The organism is Sunxiuqinia sp. sy24 (genome assembly GCF_052677165.1).
Genome location: NZ_JBQYLH010000009.1, coordinates 140,272 through 165,910, shown reverse-complemented (window position 1 = coordinate 165,910; position 25,639 = coordinate 140,272). Strand labels below are relative to the sequence as shown.

The 25,639-nt window shown below is 43.7% G+C and carries 24 protein-coding genes; 12 read left to right on the top strand and 12 right to left on the bottom strand.

Translation table 11 applies throughout. The features are described from left to right. Positions 1–32: 32 nt before the first annotated feature. A complete protein-coding gene (rmuC, locus tag ACUNWA_RS10025) occupies positions 33–1,346 on the bottom strand; it encodes a DNA recombination protein RmuC (protein ID WP_445591766.1) in 1,314 nt (437 codons plus the stop codon). A 203-nt stretch (positions 1,347–1,549) separates the two neighbouring features. Here rmuC and ung point away from each other — a divergent pair, with 203 nt between their 5' ends. Then, positions 1,550–2,212 (top strand): uracil-DNA glycosylase, encoded by a 663-nt coding sequence (gene ung, locus ACUNWA_RS10020; RefSeq protein ID WP_445591765.1) that lies wholly within the window; start codon positions 1,550–1,552, stop codon positions 2,210–2,212. A 104-nt stretch (positions 2,213–2,316) separates the two neighbouring features. Here ung and ACUNWA_RS10015 read toward each other — a convergent pair whose 3' ends face one another. The 3 genes from ACUNWA_RS10015 to ACUNWA_RS10005 all read right to left on the bottom strand — a co-directional run bounded on the left by ACUNWA_RS10015 (position 2,317) and on the right by ACUNWA_RS10005 (position 5,429). Then, positions 2,317–3,399, bottom strand: a complete 1,083-nt coding sequence (locus ACUNWA_RS10015; protein WP_445591764.1) for a 3-oxoacyl-ACP synthase III family protein — start codon at positions 3,397–3,399, stop codon at positions 2,317–2,319. A gap of 5 nt (positions 3,400–3,404) precedes the next feature. Beyond that, positions 3,405–4,178, bottom strand: a complete 774-nt coding sequence (locus tag ACUNWA_RS10010) for a UDP-2,3-diacylglucosamine diphosphatase (protein WP_445591763.1) — start codon at positions 4,176–4,178, stop codon at positions 3,405–3,407. Positions 4,179–4,280: 102 nt separating this feature from the next. Further along, positions 4,281–5,429, bottom strand: coding sequence for a thioredoxin-like domain-containing protein (locus ACUNWA_RS10005; protein ID WP_445591762.1), 1,149 nt, complete (start codon positions 5,427–5,429; stop codon positions 4,281–4,283). Positions 5,430–5,596: 167 nt separating this feature from the next. On the opposite strand from ACUNWA_RS10005, the gene ACUNWA_RS10000 reads away from it, so the two are divergent. From ACUNWA_RS10000 to ACUNWA_RS09990, 3 genes are all read left to right on the top strand, one after another. Beyond that, a complete protein-coding gene (locus ACUNWA_RS10000; RefSeq protein WP_445591761.1) occupies positions 5,597–6,538 on the top strand; it encodes a bifunctional riboflavin kinase/FAD synthetase in 942 nt (313 codons plus the stop codon). 120 nt (positions 6,539–6,658) lie between these two features. Next, positions 6,659–8,077: an adenosylhomocysteinase gene (gene ahcY, locus ACUNWA_RS09995; RefSeq protein WP_445591760.1), complete on the top strand. Its 1,419-nt coding sequence runs from the start codon at positions 6,659–6,661 to the stop codon at positions 8,075–8,077. Between the two features lie 49 nt (positions 8,078–8,126). Then, positions 8,127–8,561, top strand: coding sequence for a hypothetical protein (locus ACUNWA_RS09990; protein WP_445591759.1), 435 nt, complete (start codon positions 8,127–8,129; stop codon positions 8,559–8,561). Here ACUNWA_RS09990 and ACUNWA_RS09985 read toward each other — a convergent pair whose 3' ends face one another. Further along, positions 8,562–8,996 carry a Rieske (2Fe-2S) protein gene (locus ACUNWA_RS09985; RefSeq protein ID WP_445591758.1) on the bottom strand — a complete coding sequence of 145 codons (435 nt, stop codon included), beginning with the start codon at positions 8,994–8,996 and terminating at the stop codon, positions 8,562–8,564. A gap of 76 nt (positions 8,997–9,072) precedes the next feature. On the opposite strand from ACUNWA_RS09985, the gene ACUNWA_RS09980 reads away from it, so the two are divergent. The 3 genes from ACUNWA_RS09980 to ACUNWA_RS09970 all read left to right on the top strand — a co-directional run bounded on the left by ACUNWA_RS09980 (position 9,073) and on the right by ACUNWA_RS09970 (position 10,531). Then, on the top strand, positions 9,073–9,507 hold the full coding sequence (locus ACUNWA_RS09980; RefSeq protein WP_445591757.1) for a hypothetical protein: 435 nt from the start codon (positions 9,073–9,075) through the stop codon (positions 9,505–9,507). 151 nt (positions 9,508–9,658) lie between these two features. Further along, positions 9,659–10,132 (top strand): transcription elongation factor GreA, encoded by a 474-nt coding sequence (gene greA, locus ACUNWA_RS09975; protein WP_445591756.1) that lies wholly within the window; start codon positions 9,659–9,661, stop codon positions 10,130–10,132. A gap of 3 nt (positions 10,133–10,135) precedes the next feature. Beyond that, positions 10,136–10,531, top strand: a complete 396-nt coding sequence (locus ACUNWA_RS09970; protein WP_445591755.1) for an HIT family protein — start codon at positions 10,136–10,138, stop codon at positions 10,529–10,531. Positions 10,532–10,703: 172 nt separating this feature from the next. Here the strand turns inward: ACUNWA_RS09970 and ruvC are convergent, their stop codons facing one another. From ruvC to ACUNWA_RS09955, 3 genes are all read right to left on the bottom strand, one after another. Further along, entirely contained in the window at positions 10,704–11,258 is a 555-nt protein-coding gene (ruvC, locus tag ACUNWA_RS09965) for a crossover junction endodeoxyribonuclease RuvC (protein ID WP_445591754.1), read from the bottom strand. After that, positions 11,258–12,550 carry a S41 family peptidase gene (locus ACUNWA_RS09960; protein WP_445591753.1) on the bottom strand — a complete coding sequence of 431 codons (1,293 nt, stop codon included), beginning with the start codon at positions 12,548–12,550 and terminating at the stop codon, positions 11,258–11,260. The genes ruvC and ACUNWA_RS09960 overlap by 1 nt, the downstream gene beginning before the upstream one ends. Before the next feature lie 148 nt (positions 12,551–12,698). Beyond that, entirely contained in the window at positions 12,699–14,582 is a 1,884-nt protein-coding gene (locus tag ACUNWA_RS09955) for a tetratricopeptide repeat protein (protein ID WP_445591752.1), read from the bottom strand. Positions 14,583–14,698: 116 nt separating this feature from the next. Between ACUNWA_RS09955 and lipA the strand changes: the two genes are divergently transcribed. Together lipA and lipB are read left to right on the top strand one after the other, a co-directional pair. Further along, positions 14,699–15,562 carry a lipoyl synthase gene (lipA, locus tag ACUNWA_RS09950; protein ID WP_445591751.1) on the top strand — a complete coding sequence of 288 codons (864 nt, stop codon included), beginning with the start codon at positions 14,699–14,701 and terminating at the stop codon, positions 15,560–15,562. Between the two features lie 61 nt (positions 15,563–15,623). Next, entirely contained in the window at positions 15,624–16,292 is a 669-nt protein-coding gene (gene lipB / locus ACUNWA_RS09945; RefSeq protein WP_445591750.1) for a lipoyl(octanoyl) transferase LipB, read from the top strand. Between the two features lie 203 nt (positions 16,293–16,495). Here lipB and ACUNWA_RS09940 read toward each other — a convergent pair whose 3' ends face one another. The 3 genes from ACUNWA_RS09940 to lepA form a co-directional block, all read right to left on the bottom strand. Then, positions 16,496–18,490 (bottom strand): cation:proton antiporter domain-containing protein, encoded by a 1,995-nt coding sequence (locus ACUNWA_RS09940; protein WP_445591749.1) that lies wholly within the window; start codon positions 18,488–18,490, stop codon positions 16,496–16,498. A gap of 191 nt (positions 18,491–18,681) precedes the next feature. Then, positions 18,682–19,302: a class I SAM-dependent methyltransferase gene (locus ACUNWA_RS09935; RefSeq protein ID WP_445591748.1), complete on the bottom strand. Its 621-nt coding sequence runs from the start codon at positions 19,300–19,302 to the stop codon at positions 18,682–18,684. 168 nt (positions 19,303–19,470) lie between these two features. Continuing rightward, positions 19,471–21,258, bottom strand: a complete 1,788-nt coding sequence (gene lepA, locus ACUNWA_RS09930) for a translation elongation factor 4 (RefSeq protein WP_445591747.1) — start codon at positions 21,256–21,258, stop codon at positions 19,471–19,473. Positions 21,259–21,472: 214 nt separating this feature from the next. Between lepA and ACUNWA_RS09925 the strand changes: the two genes are divergently transcribed. The 3 genes from ACUNWA_RS09925 (at position 21,473) to ACUNWA_RS09915 (ending at position 25,068) form a co-directional block, all read left to right on the top strand. After that, positions 21,473–23,176, top strand: coding sequence for a glycoside hydrolase family 10 protein (locus ACUNWA_RS09925; protein ID WP_445591746.1), 1,704 nt, complete (start codon positions 21,473–21,475; stop codon positions 23,174–23,176). 96 nt (positions 23,177–23,272) lie between these two features. After that, entirely contained in the window at positions 23,273–23,962 is a 690-nt protein-coding gene (locus ACUNWA_RS09920; protein WP_445591745.1) for a lipid-A-disaccharide synthase N-terminal domain-containing protein, read from the top strand. Between the two features lie 134 nt (positions 23,963–24,096). Further along, positions 24,097–25,068, top strand: coding sequence for a GDP-mannose 4,6-dehydratase (locus tag ACUNWA_RS09915; protein ID WP_445591744.1), 972 nt, complete (start codon positions 24,097–24,099; stop codon positions 25,066–25,068). A gap of 54 nt (positions 25,069–25,122) precedes the next feature. Here the strand turns inward: ACUNWA_RS09915 and ACUNWA_RS09910 are convergent, their stop codons facing one another. Continuing rightward, positions 25,123–25,506, bottom strand: a complete 384-nt coding sequence (locus ACUNWA_RS09910) for a MotA/TolQ/ExbB proton channel family protein (RefSeq protein WP_445591743.1) — start codon at positions 25,504–25,506, stop codon at positions 25,123–25,125. Between the last annotated feature and the right edge of the window lie 133 nt (positions 25,507–25,639).

Below are 25,639 nucleotides of genomic sequence, written 5' to 3'. Positions count from 1 at the left end.
AGGCAAAAGAAGTTATCGGTCTGTTGTCCGGATTATTCTTCCAGGTATTTGGGGGGCAGCTCCTTGTTCGTTTTCGATCCGAGTTCGCGGAGTTTCTCTGCCGAACGAATCAGGTTGCCACGGCCGTCATTCAGCTTGTTCATGGCCAGGTCGTAGTTTTTGCGCGTTTGCTCAATGTTGGTGCCTACTTTCTCGAGGTCAGCTACAAAATTGACGAACTTGTCGTACAAAGCGCCTCCCTGACGGGCAATCTCCAGGGCATTGCGGGTTTGGTTTTCCTGTTGCCAGATAGAAGCAATGGTGCGCAAGGTAGCCAACAAAGTGGAAGGACTCACAATCACCACTTTATGATCCCAGGCATACGAAAACAGATCCTGATCGGCCTGAACGGCTACACTAAACGACGATTCAATGGGCACAAACAACAGCACGAAATCGGGGCTATTCATACCTTGTGCCGTTTGGTAATGCTTGTCGCTAAGCAGCTTGATATGGGTTTTCACACTTAGCAAATGATCTTTAATGTGCTTCTGCCGATCGGGTTCATCCTCGGCACCAACCAGCCGTTCGTATGCGACCAACGATACTTTAGAATCGACCACAAGGTGTTTCTGATCGGGCAGGTGAATAACCACATCAGGTTGCAGGCGCGAGCCATTTTCACCCGACACACTGAACTGCTTTTCGTACTCCCGACCTTCGGTTAATCCCGAGCGTTCCAGAATCCGCTCCAAAATAACTTCCCCCCAGTTCCCTTGCTTTTTCACATCACCTTTCAAGGCTTTGGTCAGGTTATTGGCCTCATCGCTAATCTTCAGGTTCAGGTCATGTAGCTTCTTCAGCTCGGCTCTCAAGTCGGTCTGATCTTTTAAGCCTTTTTCATAAGTATCTTCTACTTTCTTCTCGAAAAGCTGGATTTTCTCACGCAAGGGAGTCAGAATTTCACCAATATTCTTTTGATTAGCGAGGGTAAACTCTACGGAATTTTGCTTTAGAATCTTATGTGCGATATTTTCAAATTCAGTTGTAAACCTCTTCTGCAGCTCTTCCATCTCCTGTTTCTGAGTCGCCAATTTTTCGCGTAAGTTAACCCCTTCCACCTCGGCCCGGGTAAGCCGTTGCGCCTGTTGTTCAAGTTCTACCTCTTTCACCTCCAGACGTGCCACCAAGCTTTCTTTAGTCTCTTGAAGATAACTTAACCGTTCGTCCTGCTGAATTTTGTTTTTTTCGTATTCCTGACGAACCAAAAGCCAGGCATTTTCCGAATTCTTCAACTTCAATTTCGACACCAGCAAGGCCACCACAAACCCAATAGCCAGCCCGGCAAGCAGATAGATCATACTCATATTTTCTTATTTTGAAAGCTAAAAGTACAAAGAAGAATGCGAAGACGAAAAGGGAAAATTGCACCAGGCAGGATGCTGGATTCCGGATACTTGATTCTTGATGTTTTGGATACTAACAACTCGCATCCCGATGCTACAATCTGAGCCTTGCATTTTGAAACATTAGTCGTATTTTAACGCTCCAAAAATAAATATTCTGCTCGATGGATGTAAAGATTGATGCCAGCTGGAGAAATGTACTGGCCGATGAGTTTAAAAAAGATTATTTCGAAAAGCTTAGCGCCTTTGTGCATGAAGAATACCGATCGCAAAGCATTTATCCGCCCGCTAAGCTTATTTTCAATGCGTTTAACCAGTGTCCTTTCGACCAGTTAAAAGTGGTCATCCTTGGTCAAGATCCCTACCACGGACCAGGGCAAGCTCATGGCCTGTGCTTTTCGGTCAACGATGGAATTCGGGTTCCTCCAAGTCTGCGCAATATTTTTAAAGAACTTCAACAGGATGTTGGCAAGACCATCCCAACAAGTGGCAACTTAACCGACTGGGCCAAACAAGGCGTACTGCTTTTAAATGCCACCTTGACGGTTCGTGCCGGGCAAGCGGCATCGCATCAAAAAAAGGGCTGGGAGACATTTACCGATGCTGTTATCCAGCAGATCAATGCGCAAAAAGAACATGTCGTCTTTATTTTATGGGGGAATTACGCCATCCAAAAAGGTGAGCTCATTGACCAGAGCAAGCATCTGGTTCTTACCTCAGTGCATCCATCCCCTCTTTCGGCCAGCCGCGGCTATTTTGGCAATAAGCATTTTAGCCAAACAAATGATTTTCTCAAGCAACACAAGCTGGGGCCAGTCAACTGGTAACGATGCCCTACAAGCTGCCCATTCGCTGGGTTGATGGAAAAATACAGAGCATAAAAAAGCTGTCCCAATTCCTTGAGACAGCTTCTATATTTTCATTTTGCTTTCTACCACTTATAAACGATGGAATTAACATTCATTCCAGCTCCAACAGAGCATAAAACAATGTAATCGCCGGGATTGATACTTTGATTTTCCATCTTCCCTTTAACAACCAAATCGAGCAAGGTGGGTACCGTTGCTGTCGATGAATTGCCCAGCTTATTTATGCTCATTGGCATAATCCCTTCCGGAATCGTCTTCTCATTATACAATTTGAAAACTCCTTTGAGAATCGCTTCGTCCATTTTCTCATTGGCCTGATGGATCAGAACCTTTTTTACATCGCTCAAATCCAAACCTGCTTTATCCAAGCTTGCTTTAACAACGCCAGGCACATGGCTCAGCGCGTAAACGTAGAGTTTATGACCTTTCATTTTAATGAACAAGTCATCGCCTTCATAATCCGGATTCAAGGACCCTCCCATCGTCAACAAGGAGGCATACGGAGTAGCATCTGATCGGCTCGAATGCGCCAGGACTCCTGTTGGCTCTTCAGACCAAACCCCCTCAACAACGGTAGCTCCAGCACCATCAGCATAAATCATACTATCACGGTCGTGAGGATCGGAAATGCGTGAAAGCACGTCGGAACCAACAACCACACCACGTTTATAGGTTTCGCTGCGAATATAAGCATCAGCCACAATCATGGACTGAGTCCATCCGGGACAGCCCGAAACGACATCGTGACAAATACAAAAAGGATTTTTCAAGTTCAGTTTTCCTTTAACCTTATTGGCCAAAGAAGGAACAATATCCGAATGAGTTCGTCCGGACTCAACATCTCCGAAGTTGTGGCCAAGGACAATAAAGTCCAAGTCATCCAGCTCAATTCCGGCCGATTCACAGGCATCCTTAATCGCTTCAGCAGCAATATCCGAGTTTACCTGATCATCATTCACCCAGCGGCGTTCCTCGATATTAGTAATCTCATGAAATTTCTCGATGATCTCTTCATTGGTCTTCTCAAAAGGCTTTTCAGAAGAAGGATCATAAAAATTGTACCCTAAAAAATGATCATTTTTTATCACTTGCTCGGGAACACAACTTCCCGTACCAATAATTTTTGTATATAACTTCTTAGCCATAACTATCAATTCATAGGCTTATCGCCCGGACCTTTATAAGTTTTCAATTCAAATTTCTCACCGTCAAAAACACCGTAGGAGAAATGAGTAATCCAATCTCCCAGGTTAATGTAACGGGTATTTTTTTCAAGGGGTAAATCTAGTAACAAATGCCGATGCCCGAAAATAAAATAGTCAACTTCTTCATCTTCAAGGACTGATTTAGCAAAAAGATAAAGTCCTTCTTTGTCTTCTCCCTGAAAAGGGAAAAACAGACCTTTGGACAAGCGACTTTTTTTCGACCAGGCCAGCGCCAGCGAAACACCAAAGTTTGGATGTATCCAACCGAAGAGCCACTGCAAAAACCGATTGGTAAATAGTTTTTTTAATAAGTGATACCCTTTGTCATATGGATCCAGTCCATCACCATGAGCCAGAAAGAATTTTTTCCCGGAAAAGCTTACGCGCATTTCTTCGCGATGCACCTGTACTCCCAGCTCTGACGGCAAATAGTCAAACACCCAAACATCGTGGTTACCGGTAAAAAAATGAACCGGAATACCCGAGTCTGCCAGTTCGGCTATTTTTCCCAGAGCACGGGTAAAACCGCGGGGAACAACGGTTTTATATTCAAACCAGTAATCGAAAATATCACCCATTAAAAATAGAGCGGCTGCATCTTTCTTAATATCATCAAGCCAAGCTACAAAACGTACTTCTCGTTCCCGGTTATTGTTTAAGGCCGGTGCGCCGAGGTGAATATCAGAAATGAAATATATTTTACCTTGGTAATCAGTCAATTTGCTTGTATTTTTAGTCAAAAACCGGACAAAGATACCAGTATAAAATTAAGTTTCACGCTTTCCCTTCTAAAAAAGGAAGCAGGAAAAAATGCGGTATAACTAGTTCAATTCTGCCTTCAGCAAACGATCCAGCGCTGGTCCCTTCAGGTCCTTTGCAACAATCTCGCCCTCTTCATCCAATAGGTAATTGTAGGGAATCTTTTGCACATTATAATTCATTAATGCCGTCCGACTTCCTTCCATATCGCCTACATTAATCCAGCTCAACTTGTCCTGGTCAATGGCATCAACCCACTCGTAGCGATTTTCGTCCACACTCACCTGAAAAATCTCAAAACCCTTCTTGTTGTATTTTTTATACAATTCAACCAACACCGGATTCATAATTCGTGATCCACGATCTTGTGCCGACCAAAACTGAATCAACACATGTTTGCCCAACAAAGACGAAAGTGCGATTTCTTTTCCATCGGGATTGGGCAGAACAATGTCCGGGCTATTTTTTCCTTGCTCACGAATCAACTGGTTAATCCGGGCATTGCGTTCATCTTTAATCAGTTTAACCGTATTAGCGTACAGGGCCTTTACATGCTCCGACTCCGGATAAAACGAATTTAGTGCAGAAGCCGCTGTTTTTAACGACTGGATATCCTGAACCACAAAATTATCATTATCAAACTTTTGGTAGAGCGCCAAAACGTTCGCCATTGAAAAGGGATGAGAGGTCACAAAATCCTGAGAATATTGGATTTGATTTTCTACCACTTCCTTGTATTCTTGTTCCCACTTCTTTTTTAGGGTCGAATAATTGGGGTCCGTTCGGAAAAGAACATGCAACGAACTTATTGAGTCGAGTTGATGTTTGGTGTGACTTAAATGCTGATTTAGCTCCTGAACCAGTGCGGAACCTTCAGAACCACTCACAATATAATCGCGTGAAAAGTTAGCAGCATCTCCGGCAACCTCTACCTGTTCTGCTGAATCAACCAGCAAGGTGATGAAATTCTTTTCACTTAGTTTTAAAAGAAAAAAGGTTGGATGCTGCACAATGCCATCAAATTCAAATTCACCCGAATTGTTGACTTTAACTGAATCCACATTCTCGGATGAAGTCACCTTGAGTTCATCCAGGTAAACATACTGTCCTTCGGCATTACTGATTCTCCCGGAAATTTTGTACTGGGTTGAATCATCGCAGGCGACCATGATCGCAGCCATTGAAATTACTAGGGCAAATAATCTTTTCACGATATCGAAATTTTTTATCATTTTTTTAACGAAGGGTAAAAATAATAAATTACCGATCAAATTACGGGCTAGTGTAAAATCTTTTAACCCGTGTCCTTGTTTTGTCAGCAACTGGGAGTCAAAAATCTAAAATTATACTACTTTTGGCACTGCAAAATGAAACTTGAATGAAAGTTTATCGTGACGTCAGCCAATTCAATGTAGCAAAACCGATTCTTACGGTCGGCTCATTTGATGGAGTTCACTTGGGACACCGCAAAGTAATTAAGCACCTCAATGAAATTGCCAGACAAAATGGAGGTGAATCTGTAATTTTTACGTTTGCGCCGCATCCACGATTAGTTCTCAAAAAAGATCCGGGTAGTTTACGCTTACTCACCACTCTGGACGAAAAAATTGAGCAACTCGAACAGGCAGGTGTCGATCACCTGATTATCTATCCTTTCACCCAAGCCTTTTCTGAGTTAAGTTACACCGATTTTGTCCGTGCCCTTTTAGTCAACCAGCTTCATATCGACAGCCTTGTTGTTGGATACGACCACAAATTCGGGAAAGATCGCAAAGGTGATTTTGACATGCTCCAGAGTCTTTCGCTGGCATTTAATTTCAAATTGGAAAAACTGGATGTTCTGCTCTCGGATAATGCGAATATCAGTTCAACCAAAATACGCGAGGCTCTTCAAAACGGAAACATTAGTAAAGCAAACCGTTACCTGGGCTACCCATTCAGCCTGCACGGAACGGTGGTTGAAGGCCAGAAATTAGGACGCAAGATTCAATTTCCAACAGCCAACATTGAAGCCTCTGATCCACATAAAATCATTCCCGGCTATGGCGTTTATGCCGTTCTTATCAATCTTAACGGCGCGACCCACCGCGGAATGCTGAATATAGGCACCCGCCCAACCATCAATAACAATGCTGATCACCGAAGCATTGAGGTACATATTTTTGATTTCGACCAAGACATTTACAACCAACAGCTTGAACTGAAATTTATTAAGAAAATAAGGGAAGAGCAGAAATTTGGTTCTATTGAAGGCTTACGCATGCAACTTGGAAAAGACAAATCAACTATCCTCGAATTTTTCAGGAGCGAATACTGCTAAACAAAATCCCCCCTGTAAGTCAACTACAGACATCCACTGATGCCTTAATCAAACAATCTGATTTCATTTCAGTTATTAAACTGGAATAACTATCTTTGCACCACAAAAATTGCACACATTATGACGATGATGACAGAGAAGAAAATAGACTATAAAGTAGCCGATATATCGCTGGCCGATTTCGGACGAAAAGAAATTGAGATTGCCGAAAAAGAAATGCCGGGACTGATGTCCATTCGCCAAAAATATGCGAAGGAACAACCCTTGAAAGGCGCACGCATCATGGGTTCTTTACACATGACCATTCAAACAGCTGTATTGATTGAAACGCTTGTTGAATTGGGTGCAGATGTTCGTTGGGCCAGCTGTAATATTTTCAGCACACAAGACCACGCCGCTGCAGCCATCGCTGCTGCCGGTGTTCCCGTATTTGCTTGGAAAGGCGAAACACTGGCCGACTACTGGTGGTGCACCGAGAAGGCTCTTGATTTTGGCAACGGACTAGGACCAAACTTAATTGTTGACGATGGAGGAGATGCCACCATCATGATTCATCAGGGATATGCAGCAGAGAAAGACCCATCCATTCTGGATGTAGAAGTAGAGGCCGAAGACGAAATCGAGCTGCACAACACCCTAAAACGTATTCTGCAAGAAGACCCACAACGCTGGCAACGCACCGCTCCTGATATCAAAGGTGTATCTGAAGAAACAACAACCGGCGTGCACCGCTTGTATCAAATGATGGATAAAGGAGCTTTATTGTTCCCCGCCTTTAATGTAAACGATTCCGTTACTAAATCGAAATTTGACAACCTGTATGGCTGCCGCGAATCGCTGGCCGATGGTATTAAACGTGCCACCGACGTCATGATTGGAGGAAAAGTTGTGGTTGTTGCTGGTTATGGCGATGTGGGTAAAGGGTGCGCCCGATCGATGCGTGGCTATGGAGCCCGCGTTATTGTTACTGAAATTGACCCAATCTGCGCCCTGCAGGCCTCCATGGAAGGTTTCGAAGTTAAACCGATGGAAGATGCCTTGGATGAAGGAAACATTTTTGTCACAACCACTGGAAACAAAGATATCATCACGGCAAAACACATGGCTGGCATGAAAGATCAGGCTATTGTTTGCAACATCGGTCACTTCGACAATGAAATTCAGGTTGCCAAATTGGAAAAATGGCCTGGAATTCAAAAAATAAATATCAAACCTCAGGTTGACAAGTATTTGTTCGAAGATGGTCACTGCATTTATCTGCTAGCCGAAGGTCGCTTGGTTAACCTCGGATGTGCTACTGGTCACCCATCGTTTGTCATGAGTAATTCGTTTACCAACCAAACGCTGGCCCAAATTGAATTGTGGAAAACGGATTACCCGACCGATGTTTACCGCTTACCCAAACACCTGGATGAAGAAGTAGCGCGGCTGCATCTCGACCAGCTGGGAGTGAAACTGACCAAGCTGTCGAAAGACCAGGCCGACTATCTGGGAGTTCCAATGGAAGGTCCCTATAAACCCGATCATTATCGTTATTAATTGATATCAGAAAAGCAGCTTACGAGCTGCTTTTTTTGTATCTTCGGGCATGCCAGACAAAAAAGCACATGAGAACCACGTTCTTCAGATCTTTCGTAATTTGGTTGCCGATTTCCCAAAGGGGAAAGTAGTACAAACAGAATCGCCCGATTTTTTGGTTCGACTCAACCGGAGAAAGGTCATTGGCATTGAACTGACCGAACTCCACGGGCAAACCTTTTTCGACAATCAAGGACACTACAACCAACCCGACCTGCTGCTTCAAAACATTGAACACACCATTTCAGCCAAAGAAGCAAAAATTTACCTGTATCAAAAAGTCAAGCCTGTAGAATTGTGGCTACTGATTCATCTGCGTTCTTTCCAAAATGAGTTGACTTTTAATTACCGCAATAAAATAACCAACTGGGACTTCAATTCTTCCTTCGACCGTATTTTTTTGCTGGAAGAAACAAGCCGCGAGCTGCATGAAATTTATTCGTGATTAGTTGGTCACATGCAAGCGGTTTCCCGAAACGCTGACCCGATAATGCCGCAAAGGCTCAGAGGATGGTCCGGTTCCCGCCAGTACATAGCCCCCATCGAGCAAATGATATTGAGAACCACAGCACGAGCAGGTTCCAATCACATCATGATCGTCTTTCAGCTTGCAGTTAAAATCAATTTCATAGGGGCAAGTCATATCATAAGCATAAAACGAGACGCCATTGTTAATGACAACAATACCGCCATAACCGCCGTTAAAATAAACGGGGTAGCCAACGGTATTTAAAGCATTATTATTGATCAAGTTTACGTAGAAGTTCACCTCAACATAAGGAATCGATGAGTTAAAATCATCCTTACAAGCCGGACTAGCGAGCAATAAAAGAAGTAGAAAAAAACTAAACCTTCGGGTGAACCATTTAATGCCATTCATTTTTTATATCTTTATAAAACTAAACAAACGAAATGGCAAACTTATTTTGTCATTCCACTAGCAAAATTAGAAGAAAATGGAAGACTATATATTTATTCTTATCGCGATTGTTCTTTCCATCTTTGGAGCCATCAACAAAAATCAGAAGAAAAAAATGGCCCAAATGGAAGAAGAGGAGGAAGCACCAAGCCATCAGCCTTCCTTTTTCGATCAGGTTTTTGATGATCCTGTTTTTCGGGAAGACCCCATGCCGGAACCAAAATCCGTTGTGGTTGAAAAAACAAAAACGTTCGTAAAAAAAACAATGCAGCAAGAGAGAGTCGAACGAACTCCCTTACGGTCATCAGTTTTAAAAAAGACTGAAATTGGAGACGCGATTCATAAAAATAAAATTGCTTCCGGTCCTAACACGGAGGAGGTCGAAACCGAAGCCGGTAACGACTCCCTTCTAAGCAATTTCTCACTACGGAAAGCTGTTATTTATGCTGAAATCCTAGAAAGAAAATACTAGAACGTTTTCATAAACAAGATATTATAGGCCTATTAAGACCTACACACTCGCAAATACCAAATATTTTATATAGCTTTGCATAGCTAAAGAGTTCCGCTCGTTCGGAATTCTTTTTTCTTTTTATGTAGTCACAACAAAAAAGTGAATAACAATGGGAAAAGTGACCTTTATTACTCAAGAGGGCTTAAACAAATTAAAAAAAGAACTCGAACGCCTAATGAATGTCGAGCGACCAGCAATTTCTAAGCAAATTGGGGAAGCCATTGAAAAAGGTGATATTTCAGAAAATGCAGAATACGACGCAGCGAAAGATGCCCAGGGTATGCTCGAAGCAAAAATTGCTCAGCTCCGTGGCAAAATCGCCAATGCCCGTATTATTGATGAGTCAAAGATTGACACCTCTGCGGTGCAAATTCTGAACAAAGTAACCATCAAGAACAAGAAAAACAATGCCACCATGCAATACACCATTGTATCGGAGCATGAAGCAGACTTGAAATCCGGCAAAATCTCAATTGAAACACCAATTGCCAAAGGGTTACTAGGCAAAAAGGTGGGCGATGTTGTAGACATTCAGGTACCATCCGGTATCATTCCGTTTGAAATTATTGACATTTCACTTTAAGCTATGGCAAGCCTGTTTACAAAAATCATTTCAGGAGAAATCCCCGCCTATAAAGTGGCTGAGGATGAAAACTATTTAGCGTTTCTGGATATCTTTCCAACCGCCAAAGGACACACGCTGGTGATCCCCAAGAAAGAAGTGGATTACTTGTTTGATCTGGATGATGAAACCTACATCGGGCTAAACCAATTTGCCAAAAAAGTAGCTGTCGGTTTGAAAAAAGCGATTCCTTGCCAAAAAGTAGGTGTGATGGTGTTGGGCCTTGAAGTGCCGCACGCTCATATCCACCTGGTGCCGATGCAATCAGAGAAGGACTTGCTTCATTTTTCAGACAAAGTGACCATGAGCCCGGAGGAATTTGAAACCCTTCGACAAAAAATTGCTAAAGAAATTGATTGAAGAATCAATCAAAAAGATCGTACTGCCATTCTGTTTTTTCAGAATGGCTTTTTTTGTCTTAAAATCAGGTTTGAATTTAGAGTACCAATGATCAACAGATGATTAGCTGTATACAAGTCATGACTGCCAAATAGTCTTGATTGACAAAATATGTTGCAGCTAGCATTCTTGTTTATTTCACCCGTCCTGGGTTCTTTTTGACAAAATCGCCCCAGCCTTTGTAGGACTTCCCTTTCATGGGGCTATTTAGTTGCAGATAATGACAAACAGCTACGGCTAATGCATCGGTTGCATCAAGTTCGGGTGGTAATTCATTTTCTTTAAACATGTTTTTCAGAAAAAAAGCGACCTGTTCCTTCGATGCTCGCCCCATCCCGGTGATGGCTTGTTTCACACGTAGCGGCGCGTACTCAAACACGGGAATATCTTTTTCAAGAGCAATTCCCATAACGATGCCCTGAGCCCGCCCCAATTTCAGCATGGCCTGAATATCTTTTCCAAAAAACGGGGATTCAATGGCCAGTTCGTCGGGCAAATATTCATTGATCAGGTGCTGCGAACGAACAAAGATTTGCTTCAACCGCAGGTAGTGATCTTTCATGTTGCCCGTTTTCACCACCCCAGTATGCAGAATGACAGGCTTCTTATCAACAATTTCAATCAAGGCATAGCCCATGACCACCGTTCCCGGGTCAATTCCTAAAATTCGTTTCGACGTAATTCCCATTAATATGCTCCTGTTATTTCCTGCAAACCACGCTTTAGCGGTAATCCCTGTGGCTGCATCTGGATTGATTTAAGTGCCGTAACCGTATTGCCATTGATTATATCCAGAGCGGCCTTCAAACAAGCTTCCTCCGGGTTTCCCCATCCATGGTAAATGTCATCCATCACCAGATAGTCAACCGGAATACCATCAAAATAATCTCCCTGATCATTCGCATTCAAAATTTTAAAAGTTATCGGAGCCAAGGCGATGTTGTATTTTTCAGATTCGAATACATTCATACCTACCGGTTTGCCGGCAGTTGTAGATCCGATTAGCACCACCTCCTTGTACGGAAACATCCCATTGATTACCATCTCACTGGCCGAGGCTGAAGCATCGGTAGTAATAAAAAACAACCGGTCAAGATCCACCGACAGCTCGTTTCCCTTGGTTCCAAAATTGACATTGTCATCGCTGTGATTTTCATTATAAATGATGCGCCCCAGTAATTTATCTTCAATTGCCTGTCCTCCGACCAATTCCTCTAAAAGGAAGGCAATTCCAGAATTCCCCCCGCCATTATAGCGAAGATCAACAACCAATTCATCGATGTCTTCGGATTTAAAATAGGTAAATGCCTCGTTCAGCTCGGCCTCAGATGGAGCCAGAAAACTTTCAAATACCAGGTAGCCTACTTTCTTACCTTCTGTTTCAAGCACGCTTCGATACAGCACGGTATTCATTTTATAATCGGTCCGACTCATGGAATAAGAGACCGTTTCATTTTCGGGCGTAATAAAGGTAAATTTCACTTCAGCATCGGTATCAAAGGCAGCACCCAAATCTTGAATATTGGCTAAAGGAACATCATTAATCTCAATAAACTCCCATCCACGATCTACACCTGCCAGCCCCATTGGCGATTCTTTGTAAGTAAAACGAACCATCAATCGGTTATCAGCCGTTACCGCCATTCCAACGCCAAAACCTTTGGTCTGTGCTTCCTCGAAAAGGGCCCGGTAAGCGTCGAGACTCACCACAAAACTCCAGCGGTCAAGCTCATCATATATCAAATCCTGGATCAATCGTTCATTGGAGTCATAACTAGTAGGGTCAAGTTCCGGAACCTGATCCAACCAAAAATACCAATCCTTGAAAACATCATAAATAAAGGTTTGACTGTTCTCAACACCCACCTTTTCAACGGGCTCTATTTCCAGAATTGCATTCTCCTTGGAACATGAAAGTCCGAGGGCTAGCACGACCACAAGAAAAAAGCTTATCAAATGTTTTCTTTTTATATTTTTCATAGGTTGAAGTCTTGTATTTATAAATTCACCCAACTTAACGCAAGCTATTTAAATGCTGAACAAAGATGCCAAAAATTAAAACGATCAGGCCAACAGAAAAAGTAAATGAACTACGTTGTTTTCAATAGGAAACAATAAAATACCCCGTTTAATTGATTCCCTGCTCTCCGATGATAGGCATCTCTTTATTCACCGGCACATCGCCCCGCAACCGTCGATAACGCTCGCGGGCATCCTCCACATAAATACTTCCGGAATACTGAAGGAGCATCTTTTTGTAAAGATCAGCAGCTTCCGGCAGCCGATCCAATTTCTGCTCATACAACTCAGCCAGTAAAAACAGGGCATCGTCTCCCAGCAAGTCATAAGCAAAACCGGAGGTAATCTTTTCCAACAAAGCCGCCGCTTGCTCGAAACGTCCCTGATCGATCAACATTTTAGCTTTGCGAAAATAAATATCATCCAGCAAACTGTGATAGCTGTATTGCGCTTCAATAGAATCCAACATTATCAAAGCCAGCGAATCCTGCTTGCGGAATCGATATAAATCGGCCTTAGCAAATAGTTGCATCGGAACAGCTGTCGTATCCAAGGCCGTGTTATTGCTGATAAAAATAGAAAGCTCCAGCGCATCATTGGCAATCAACTTCGATGTACTGGCTTTTAGTACATCCAGCTGCGCTTGCGCCCAGCTGAGGTTTCCCATGTAATAGCCCAGTTTGGCTTTTTTAAGCTTCACCTCATCACCCAACGGGTTGTTTTTATTATCATCAATGATCTGCGAATAAAGCAAAATGGCTTCCCATAAATCATCTTTTAACACATGAATATCAGCTAATTCATTTTTCAGCTGATCACGCTGCAAAGGTGTAACCCCACTCATCGTCATCTGGTCTTGCAATAAGGATGAAGCACGCTCAACATCATGCTGATAGAACGCCAAAAAATGAGCGAAATCAATAACTAAATAGGAAGTTTCAGCCTGATAGCCAACCACCTGAAAAGTTGCTTCAAACTGGGATTGTAATTTCCCGGCATCGCGGTATTGCTCTGTGCTATTCACAAATTGATGATACATCATCTGCATTTTCCCTTGGTAAGCTTCCATATAAAACTCTCCGGCAGCCCCCTTCTCAATCAAATAATCGTAAGCTCTGATCGCTTCTTCAATCCCATCATTACCTGCGGCAATGCGCGCCAAGTTGGCTATTTGTGCGTCACCCGAGCCAATCCGCTTATCCAAAGCAATAGACTGCCGTAAAGCTTGCGAAAAACGTTTCTCCTGGATAAACAGCCAGATCAACAAATGATTGTAGCTGCTCACCTGAGGTTCTTGTTGAATTTGCCGGAGCAAAGCTACCCGAAACTCATCACGCAACGAATTGTCAACATCCAGTCGAAAAGCAGTTGACATGCTACTTTGCACACGCCCCAGGTTGCTATCATCCATCTTCAATAAATCGAGGTATTCCTGAAACATGCGTTCATAATTTCGCTGATACAAGAAAATACGCGCCAACTCATAATGAAACGACTCGTTAGGCATGCGCTCGCGCCCCAACTGATAAACCTGCTGGGCATATTCATACTCGCGCCTGCTTAAAAAAGCATTGGCCAACCGGATGCAGTCACCTTTGCTGTTTGGCATCATCTCAAGTGCCTGCTCATATTTCTGATTCGCTTCCTCCTTCTGGTTTTGAAGGCTAAGCAAATATCCCCACTGAACGAATAAAACCGGATCGTTTTTCCTTTGCCGCAACTGTGTCTTGATTGCCTCTTCAACCTGTGCATAATTCTTCAGCTCAAGCAAACAGTTTAGGTACATATTGAAATAATGCTCACCGCCCGATAATTTATAGATTTCGAAATACAGAACAGCTGATTTTTCAAAATCCTGATCGCGGTAATACTGATTGGCTAGTTGCAATTTATTAAAATCCATTTTGAGCTGTTGCCCAAAGCTAAAGGCAGGGATCAACAACATCCAAAAACAGATGACAATCAGCCAGTATTTCGTTGCTTTTATTTCCATCAGTTACAAAAATAACAATCCCTTGGGGTATTGTGTCATCAAATTCAGACATTCTCTGCTTTGTGTTTTCCCATCTTCAGGAATTAACTAATTTTGGAAGAAAATTACCAAAAATCATGAGTGATTCGAAGCAAGGTCGGCCGCGTTTGCCGCGATGGATGAAAATGAACTTACCCAAAGGGGAAAGTTATTCGAAGGTGAAAAATCTGGTCGATAAGCACGAACTACACACCATTTGCACCAGTGGCAATTGCCCCAACATTGGCGAATGCTGGAACCGGGGAACTGCCACCTTCATGATTTTAGGAGAAATTTGCACCCGTAACTGTAAATTTTGCGGTGTAACCACAGGAAAGCCTCTTCCTCCAGACCCCAACGAACCCGAGCGAGTAGCACAATCCATCCAGCTCATGCAGCTGAAGCATGCCGTCATTACATCGGTTGACCGCGATGATTTGCCCGACTTGGGGGCTACCATCTGGGCCGAAACCATCCGCACCATCAAAAAGCTGAATCCTGACACCCGATTGGAAGTGCTGATACCCGACTTTCAAGGTAAAGAAGAATTGATTTTGCAGGTGGCAGCAGCTCATCCTGAAGTCATTTCGCACAACATGGAAACGGTTGAACGACTCACCCCGGCCATTCGGAGTGCTGCTAAATACCAACGCAGCCTGAAGGTGATTACCACGATTGCCGAAAGCGGCGCAGTACCTAAATCGGGCATCATGCTGGGACTAGGAGAAACCGAAGTGGAAGTCCTGCAAACGATGGACGACCTGCTAACGGCCGGATGTAAAGTGATGACGATCGGTCAATACCTGGCTCCAACTCAAGGCCATATTCCTGTGGTGGAATATATTCGTCCCGATCAATTTGAAAAATACCGAACAATTGGGCTTGAAAAGGGTTTTTATTTTGTCGAAAGCAGCCCGTTGGTGCGCTCAAGTTATCGTGCAGAGCAGCACGTAACCGCCTAACCAAAGACATCATCCGGACAATGCTAAAATTTAGAATTTGAAACTTGGAACTTGAAATGCTATGGCAGATTTTAATTACGAAGATATTGGTCTAAAAGACTATAAAGACTGTTGGAACTACCAGGAAAAAATACTGGAGACAGTTCAAGCAGATAAAAAAGCAACCCATGCGCCAAGTGAAAGAAACCGTTTCTTGTTAGTCGAACATCCGCATGTTTACACGCTAGGTAAAAGTGGCGATGAGCACAACCTCTTGATTCATGAAGATTTCATGAAGAAGATTGAAGCGACCTATTATAAAATCAATCGTGGAGGCGATATCACCTATCACGGTCCCGGACAGCTGGTTGGCTACCCCATTATCGATCTTGAATACTATAAAATTGGTGTACGCGAGTACATCGAAAAAATGGAAGACGCCATTATTGCCACCATTGGTCATTACGGATTGAAAGGCAGTCGAAAGGAAGGAGCAACCGGCGTGTGGCTTGATGCAGAGATCCCAGCCAAATCACGAAAGATCTGTGCCATGGGCGTGCGTGTGAGCCGCTACGTCACCATGCACGGCTTTGCCCTCAACGTGAATACTGACTTACGCTATTTCAATTACATCAATCCCTGTGGATTTGTAACCTATGGCGTTACCTCCATTGAAAAGGAACTAGGACGAAAAATCGACATGAAAGAAGTAAAAGAGCTGGTGAAAGAAAAGTTCAACGCCATCTATTGATGGGCTGACTGCTGGATATTCGACACTTGTGACTGACAGTTTCCCTCCCGTTATTTCTATCGTTTACAGGCCGGAGCTAGTCAAAGAATATGAAGTAACAGAATCCCTGTGATTTTCAACACTTCTTCGTTGCGCTCGTTGCCTATGCTCCGTGATATTTGCAATTAAAAACCCGAGACTCAAGACTCATTTCTCCCGACTAGCTACTGATCCTCAGACACTAATTCTTCTGGGCCAAATAGTTCGAAGGCTTTCGCCATTTGTTCGGGTCGCCCCATGATGTAGACAGTGTCATCCATCTCCAGTCTCTTATTTCCATCCGGATGCTCCAGTAATTTATCTTTCCGAAGAATAGCGACCAGCGTTACGCCAAAAACTTTTCGAAGCTTAATTTCCCGAATTGACTTTCCGATCACAAAAGATCCTTCCTTCACTTTCAACGCCATAATCTCCAGGTTGGGAAGCTCCCGGAAAAGCTGATCAGAAGTGTCCATTTCTTCTCTGAAAATACCATAATGCTCATCCCGTATTTTGGCTGTCAGCCGATTAATCTCGCGCTGCGGAACTAAGCGCTGCTTCAGGATTCGTTCAAACAATTCAATAGCCGTTTCAAACTCTTCAGGAATCACCTGGTTAGCACCAAGCTTGTATAATTCTTCAATATCCACCACTTTCTTCGTACGAACAATGATAAACACATGCGGATTCAGTTGTCGGACCCGGTCTACAATTGCCATCGAAACAATCAAATTTCCAACAGAAATAACTGCCACGTCGGCCGTTTTGATGTGCGCCTTTTCCAAGATCGGTTCGTTGGTCGCATCACCATAGATCACCATCTCCCCTTTTTCCTGCAATTTCTTAACAATCCCCGGATCAAAAATAATAGAGATGTAAGGCATCTTCAAGTAGTTCGCCATTACCGAAAGATTCAACGAGCGCGAATCCTTACCAATAAATACCACATGATTTTGCAATTTTGGAACTTCAACCTGGGGAAGGGGAAACAGGCCATTTACCCAGATCTTCGGAACAGGCAACTTTAACAACAGATCGGCTGTTTGCCGCGAAACCATCATCAACAACGGGGTAACCGACATACTAATAATAGCAACCGCCAAGAATAGCTGGTAATAATAATCTGGGATAATGTTGTATTTCAGACCCGATTGCGCCAGGATGAAGGAAAATTCTCCCACCTGACAAAGGGCAAAGCCGACCATGATAGTTCCCCGAAAAGTGTGCCCCAACACAAAAGCCGTACCGGCAGCCACCAGCATTTTGATGAGCAGAACCAGCAACACCGTAGAAAAAACGAGTACCGGATGATTGGCTACAAAGCTGAGGTCGAGCAGCAAGCCAATACTGACAAAGAAAAAGCTGGTAAATGTATCCTTAAACGGGATTAAGTGCCCAAATGCGTTAGCACTGTACTCTGATTCTGAGATCATCAGCCCAGCCAGGAAGGCTCCAAAAGCCAGCGAGATGCCCATCTCTGAGGTCAGCAAAGCTACCGAAAGACAGATGGCAAAGATGCTCATCATAAACAACTCCTGATTTTTGGTGTGCGCCACCATCTGCAACACTTTCGGCATTAGCCAGCGATTACCAACATACACCAGACCGACCAGCACCACCGTCTTGCCAAGTAAGGGTAAGAGCTGCGATCCGGCGTCCGAAGCTTCGCTGCCCAGCATGGGTGTAAAAAGCAACAAAGGAATCAGGATAACATCTTGAAAGATGAGGATTCCCAAAACCGTACGCCCGTAGTTCGAAGTAATTTCTGAGCGCTCCTGCATCAGTTTAAGCACTACCGCAGTACTACTGAGAGCGGTTAAAAAACCGACAAACAAAGCCCCGGACCAACTAAGGTCGTATAAGCGTGCCACCAGCATAGTAATGCCCGCCGTCAAGATAAGTTGCATGAAGCCGCCAAAAAAGACGATTTTACGAATTCGTAACAAATGGTTGATTGAAAACTCCAGACCAATGGTAAACATCAGCAAAATAACACCAATTTCGGCTAGTAGCTCAATCTGGTGATTCGAGCCAACAATGCCTAACAAATACGGGCCGGTAAGTACGCCAGTCAGCAGATAACCAATAATGGTTGGTATCTTTATCTTTGTAAATAAGAAATTTACAAAGGTCGACAAGGCAAAGATGATAACAATATCCTTTAACAGCGGGAGCTCCATATGCTTAGTTTTTAATCTAAAAAAAAAGGTAAAAGACACACTGGTCAAGTTTTCAGCCTTAAAGTACGACATTTTCTGAAATTATGCCGTGTAAGCAAATGACCGAAAAACTAATTCTTGCTTGTTCTTTCTATCAAGATGGCACACTACCCTAACAGCTTTTTTTAGCCGAAATCATCATTTTAGAGAAATTATACTTTCCGGAAACTGCAGAAAACAAAATTCTGAATGGTGCTGAACGGGGTTTTGTGATCCACCTTAATGCACTTAACCTTCTCGAAATATCGTTTTAACTGATTGGTCATCGCTGTTTCCGAATAGCGCTTAATCGCAATGCCACTACATTCGCTGGGGCCTTGTTCCGAAAAGGTGCCTATGACCATAATACCGGCGGGATTGATACTTCGCTGAGCTGTTTGGAGATAATTCTCTATTTCTTGGTCTTGGGTAAGAAAATGAAAAGCCGCCCGATCATGCCAAAAATCATAGCGCGCTGTTGGCTGAAAAGTCGCAGCATCAGCCACAATCCATTTCACTTGAGCAGCCCGCACGCCCAGCCGTTGTTGCGCGCGCTGGATGGCTGCTTCCGAAATGTCCAACACCGTCAGGTCCTGGTAGCCCCAATCAAGCAAATGATCAACCAACAAGCTGTCGCCACCTCCAATATCAATTATTTTGGCTGTGGTGAGCACCTGAAATTGCGTAAAAAAGTCCAGCGAGGTTTCAGGTTTCGACTCAAACCAACTGACTTCATTCAGCGATTTGGTTTGGTAAATATGCTCCCAATGTTTTTTGCGGTCAAATTCATTCATGGCTATCACTTAGCTACGTTCCTACAAAAATAGGGATTTGGATTAGAATAGTCGCACGGTTCAAAACTCAGCAGCAGCAAAGATCCAGCCTCTTATCAAATCGCAAAACCAACGAACCAAGCACAAAAACCGATGCCCAAGAAACAACGAAAATATCAAGTTCGCCTACTAGTCTAGTTTTAGGACAGCCATAAAGGCATTTTGGGGCACTTCAACGTTACCGACTTGTTTCATCCGTTTCTTACCCTTCTTCTGTTTTTCGAGCAGCTTGCGCTTTCGCGAGATATCACCACCATAACACTTGGCAGTCACATCTTTCCGCACCGCCTTAACCGTTTCACGGGCAATAATTTTGGCGCCAATAGCAGCCTGAATAGCTATGTCGAATTGCTGACGTGGGATCAGCTCTTTCAGCTTTTCGCACATGCGACGTCCCATCGGGTAAGCATTGTCGAAGTGAATTAATGAAGACAGGGCGTCCACCATTTCTCCGTTTAGCAAAATATCGAGTCGCACCAGTTTCGCCGGTTTGTATCCGGTCATATGATAATCAAACGAAGCATAGCCCTTCGAAATCGATTTCAACTTATCGTAGAAGTCAAATACAATTTCCCCGAGAGGAAGGTCAAAAGTCAGCTCAGCCCGTTCAGCGGTCAAATAATCTTGTTTCGTCAGGGTTCCCCGCTTTTCGAGACATAAAGTCATTACCTGCCCGATAAAATCAGACTTGGTAATAATCTGTGCCCGAATATAAGGCTCGTCAATCATCTCAATAGTAGTCGATACTGGCAAGCCCGACGGGTTATATACGGTAACGGTTTCGCCGCTGGTTGTGTGCACTTTATACGACACGTTGGGCACCGTAGTAATCACGTTCATATCGAACTCGCGATCCAGACGCTCCTGAATAATTTCCATATGCAGCATGCCCAGGAATCCACAACGAAAGCCAAATCCAAGTGCGGCAGACGATTCTGGTTCATAGGTCAGCGAAGCATCGTTCAGCTGTAACTTCTCCATGGCCGAACGCAGATCTTCGTAATCATCCGAGTCGATCGGGTAAACACCGGCAAACACCATAGGCTTCACTTCCTCAAAGCCTTCAATGCCTTTCGGGCATGGTCGCTCCTTATGCGTCAGGGTATCTCCCACCTTCACTTCCTTGGCCGTTTTAATCCCCGAGATGATATAGCCCACATCGCCAGTGCTCAACGTTTTGCGTTTTTCCATATTCAGGCGAAGTACGCCAATCTCATCGGCATGATATTCTTTCTTGGTATTGACAAATTTCACCGAGTCTCCTTGGTTCATCGTACCATTAACGATCTTGAAATAAGCAATCACCCCCCGAAACGAGTTAAAAACGGAGTCGAACACCAATGCTTCAAGCGGAGCTTCCGGGTCACCTTTGGGTGCCGGAATCACTTCCACAATACGGCTTAAAATATCGGCTACCCCTTCACCAGTCTTACCACTGGCACGAATTATATCTTCGCGGCGGCAACCAATCAAATCAATAATTTGATCTTCGACTACCTCCGGCATGGCGTTGGGTAAATCCATTTTATTCAGAATAGGAATAATTTCCAGATCGTGCTCAATCGCCAAATAAAGATTGGAAATAGTTTGCGCCTGAATTCCCTGTGTAGAATCGATAATCAGCAACGCCCCTTCGCAGGCTGCGATGGAGCGCGATACTTCATACGAAAAGTCAACGTGTCCGGGAGTATCAATGAGGTTCAACACATACTTTTGCCCGTCCTGCTCATAGTCCATTTGAATGGCATGGCTCTTGATGGTAATTCCCCGTTCCTTTTCCAGATCCATGTTATCAAGCACTTGTGCTTTCATATCTCTCTCACTCACGGTTTTAGTCATTTCCAAAAGTCGATCTGCCAAGGTGCTCTTTCCATGGTCAATGTGTGCGATGATGCAAAAGTTACGTATATTCTTCATGTATTTAAAAACCTTTCTTTCAATTACTCCCTGTTCGATTCCGCGCAAAGATATTCAAAATTTGATAACAATAATACAATGCCCCAACCCTTAAGAAAGTTTAATATCCATTTAAGATATTGTGGGAATTAACAAAAATGGATTAATTTGAATTCTTAAACAATCAAATCAAGAACATTCCTTTTCTTTACAAGAATACCTAGCTTAAACGACCATGAACATTTCGCCCTTATTTCAACTCTTTTTTCTTTCGCTAATTCCCTTGGCTTCCGCTTGTTCCTGCGAAAACACCCAAAATCTCAACAATCCAAATCCTCCTGTCGCTGAAGATCATTGGAATCAACCTTTTTTTCCGTCTGAAAAAACCTATCAGGCCGATCGAGTAAACCCTCCTTATATTGAAAACGGGGGCCGAGGCGAAAATCAAATGATTATTTACACTCCGACCTATGGCGATCATACCTACACCAACCCCTGGGGTGTTGAAGCCATCATTGAAGATGGTGTTGTAATGAAAGTAGGCGGTAATGACTCTTCTATTCCACCAAACGGAATGGTTCTATCAGGTCATGGACAGGCAGCCCAATGGATCAATGACAACATTGAAGTGGGCGACAACATTGAAAAAAATGGGCACATCATTCGCGTTATTTGTTCCGAAAACTCCTTAATCAACCGGGCCCAGGTGTTTATCAGCAAAGGGAAAAGCAGAAGTGCACAAATCAAGCATCCATCCATTGATCCGGAATATCTGTCTACTCTTGAACAGAAATTCAATATCAAAATTGAGACCTTTAAGGCCGCCAAGCAAGCAGGTGATTCGTCCCATGTGCAACAGCTAGCCGAGGAAAGTTTATTACTCGGAAAAGACTATTTCTATTACACCTTTCCAGCACTTGAAAACGACGAACGCTCGGCCTGGCTGGAAATACACGGAATGAGTAAAAATGATATTGAAGACGCTTTTAAAGACCTGGCAGAAATCGGATTCAATGCCGTTTGCCCGGAAGTAATTTACCGGGGCTGGTCTATATTCCCCGACGCCCCCAATGGCTTAAACCAATATCCCGACTTTATTGGTCGCGATCCGATGCAGGAAATGATTGAGCTGGGTGAAAAATACAACATCAAGGTAATCCCATGGGTTTGGGTGTATTTTGTTGGCGTAGACCACTTCCCCGACCTGATCAACAACCGCCGCGAGTGGTTGGCAGTATCACGTCAAGGCAAACTCCCATCAGTGGTCGAAGCCGGATTCTACTATTTCTGTCCAAGCCGCGATGAAGTGCGCGACTACTGGCTGCAGATTTACCAGCACATGCACGAAAAATACAAAATCAAAGACCTTCAACTGGATTATATTCGTTACCCGGGAGAACCCTGGACCAATGATTATTGCTACTGCAAGGTATGCCGCCAGAAGTTCGCTGAACAAAACGACGGTGTCGACCCACTCGACATTACCCCCGATAGCAATCCGCAACGCTGGGTTAAGTGGGATAAATACAGGCAGGCCAATGTCAATCGGTTTGTTGAAGCGGTAAGTGACCTGCTTCCTGAGGTCAATATATCGGCTGCGGTAGTGCCTGACCGGGCAGCCTCGCTCAAACTGAAAAAACAGGAATGGGGAAAATGGCTCGACAACAACTGGCTCAATACGGTCTATATCATGTCCTACTCCTCGGATGTAGACTTGGTAGCCAGTCATATCGACTACATGGTATCTCAAACAGGTGGAGAACACCGTGGCATTGCGGGCCTGGGCCCTTTTGCAGGCATGAAACCCGAGATTTTGGTTGAAGAAATTGACCTCGGACGCCAAAAACAACTCGATGGCACATGCTTGTTTCTGTACAATGCACTCACCGAAGATCAAAAATATGCACTTCAAAAAGGGCCATACCGGAAATCAGAATAATAATTAAGCATCCCTGCAGGGGCATCGAATAGTGAAATGAAAAAGTCAGATCCATAAGAATTCAGTTATCTTTGCAGCGCTTGAAAAAGTTTTAACATGAAAGATTACCTGATCTATAGCATCGGATTTTTAAGTCAGATTCTGTTTTTTGCGCGTACCATCATCCAGTGGTTTAAGTCGGAACACGAGGGGAAAGTATTATCGCCGACCCTGTTTTGGAAGATCAGCCTGCTGGCTTCCATCCTCATGCTGACTTACGGCATTTTACGTAACGATGCCGCCATTCTGATTGGCCAAATCCTGGTTTACTTTATCTATGTGCGAAATATCCAGCTGAAAAACGACTGGAAACCCATGTCGCCAGCCATGCGCCTGGGGATTCTGATTATGCCAGCAATTATTCTGAGTTTTCTGTTTTTTGGAACCGACTACTCACTGGCTACCTTTTTCAAGAATGAGAACAACCCGCTGTTACTAATGATATGGGGTATTTCAGCTCAAATCATTTTTATTTCCCGCTTTTTTTACCAGTGGCTTTATTCTGAAAACCGGAAAGAATCGATTCTGCCCCTGGGATTTTGGATTATCAGCATTGTTGGATCGGCCATGAATTTCATCTACGGGGTTTACCGGCTCGACCCGGTGTTGGTGGCTGCGCATAGCCTCGGCATGTTTGTCTACCTGCGCAATATCCTGATTCATTATAACAAACGCAGCCTGTTTAGCCGGTTGAAGATTCCTGTTCTGAACAAGCTCATCGCTTTTGTTTCAGGAAAAATAAAATAACGATCCAACGCATATACGACTAGATTTCTCTTTGCCTGCACTCTTTCTCATTTCAGTGATTTTAACCGTAGTTTAAATGACTATTGAATGATCTTCCTTAAATTTGCAGACATCTATTAAAAATATTCAAGCTTATGCAATCAACGATAGTCGTTACCGGATGTGCCGGTTTTATAGGTTCCCATCTAAGTGAAAAACTGTTGGCAGAAGGAAATCAGGTCATCGGTATTGACAATTTCGATCCGTTTTACGACCGACAAGTAAAAGAACGCAACCTGTCAGCCTTCCGGAATCACCCCCATTTTCGCTTTATTGAAGTGGATCTGGCCGACTTTGAAGCCTTAAGCCAGGAACTCGAAAAAGACACCATTGATGTGATTGTTCACCTGGCCGGAAAAGCCGGGGTTCGCCCATCAATTGAAGATCCGCAAGGCTACATCCGTGCTAATATTTTAGCCACTCAAAACATTCTGGATGTCATGAAAAACAAAGGCACCAAAAAACTGGCCTTCGCTTCTTCATCCTCGGTTTATGGCAACACCAAAGAAACGCCTTTTCATGAAAAGCAAGATGTAAGCCAGCCCATTTCGCCCTACGCATTCACAAAAAAAGCCTGCGAACTGATCAATTACACCTACCATTCCTTGCATGGGTTGGACATTATCAACCTGCGTTTCTTTACCGTGTTTGGCCCGCGCCAGCGCCCCGACCTGGCGATTCACAAGTTTACAAAACTGATTTTAAACGGGGAGGAAATTCAGATGTTTGGCGATGGCAGCACCTCGCGCGATTATACTTACTACGAAGATACCGTAGCCGGTATTCGTGGAGCCATCAGCTACTTGAATGCAAACGACAGCGTTTATGAAACATTTAACCTGGGGAACAACCAACCGGTAAAGCTGAGTGTTATGATTGCGGCCATTGAAAAAGCCTGCGGCATGAAAGCCAACGTCAAACAAATGCCGATGCAGCCAGGAGATGTGGATATTACCTTTGCCAATATTGAAAAAGCGAAAAAACTTTTGGGCTACAACCCGCAGTATTCCTTTGAAGAAGGCGTACAAAATTTTGTGGACTGGTATCGCGAAGTCCAAGCGATATAATAAGCAAAGCGATTGTTACGGAAGCTGATTCTTCCGAAACAATCGCTTTTCAGCTCAAACCAGCTTTTCACTTTTCCGGGTATACACTTCCTTCAGCGCTCCCCAAAAAATCAGTGAAAAAATAAAGAGGATGGTTCCATAAACTGGAGTAATCATACTCACTCGTAAACCACCGGCAACCAGCGCCGGAGAAATATCGCCCGCAGCTTCAATGGCATTGAAAGCCATAATCAGTCCAATGGCCTGCCCTAAAAAACCAGTTACCATCGCTAAACTTCCAAACAGTAAAATTAAACCCAGGCCACTTTTCGTTACTTTTCCCTGCACAAAAAAATGAATCAGTTTTTGTGCTGTAAAGACCAGTATGCCAATCCCCCATATCGTAACGAGTGACATAAATAATGGTCCTCCCATGTAAAACAATTCAACTAGTTTCATGATCATTAAATTTAAGGTGAAATCATGACACTAAATTACGGCAAGCCAATTTTTTTGCCTCATTTTATCGATTAACGACCAAAAAAACCAACGATACGACCAAAAGGCTGTTCGCCGGCTTTCAGCTAATGCT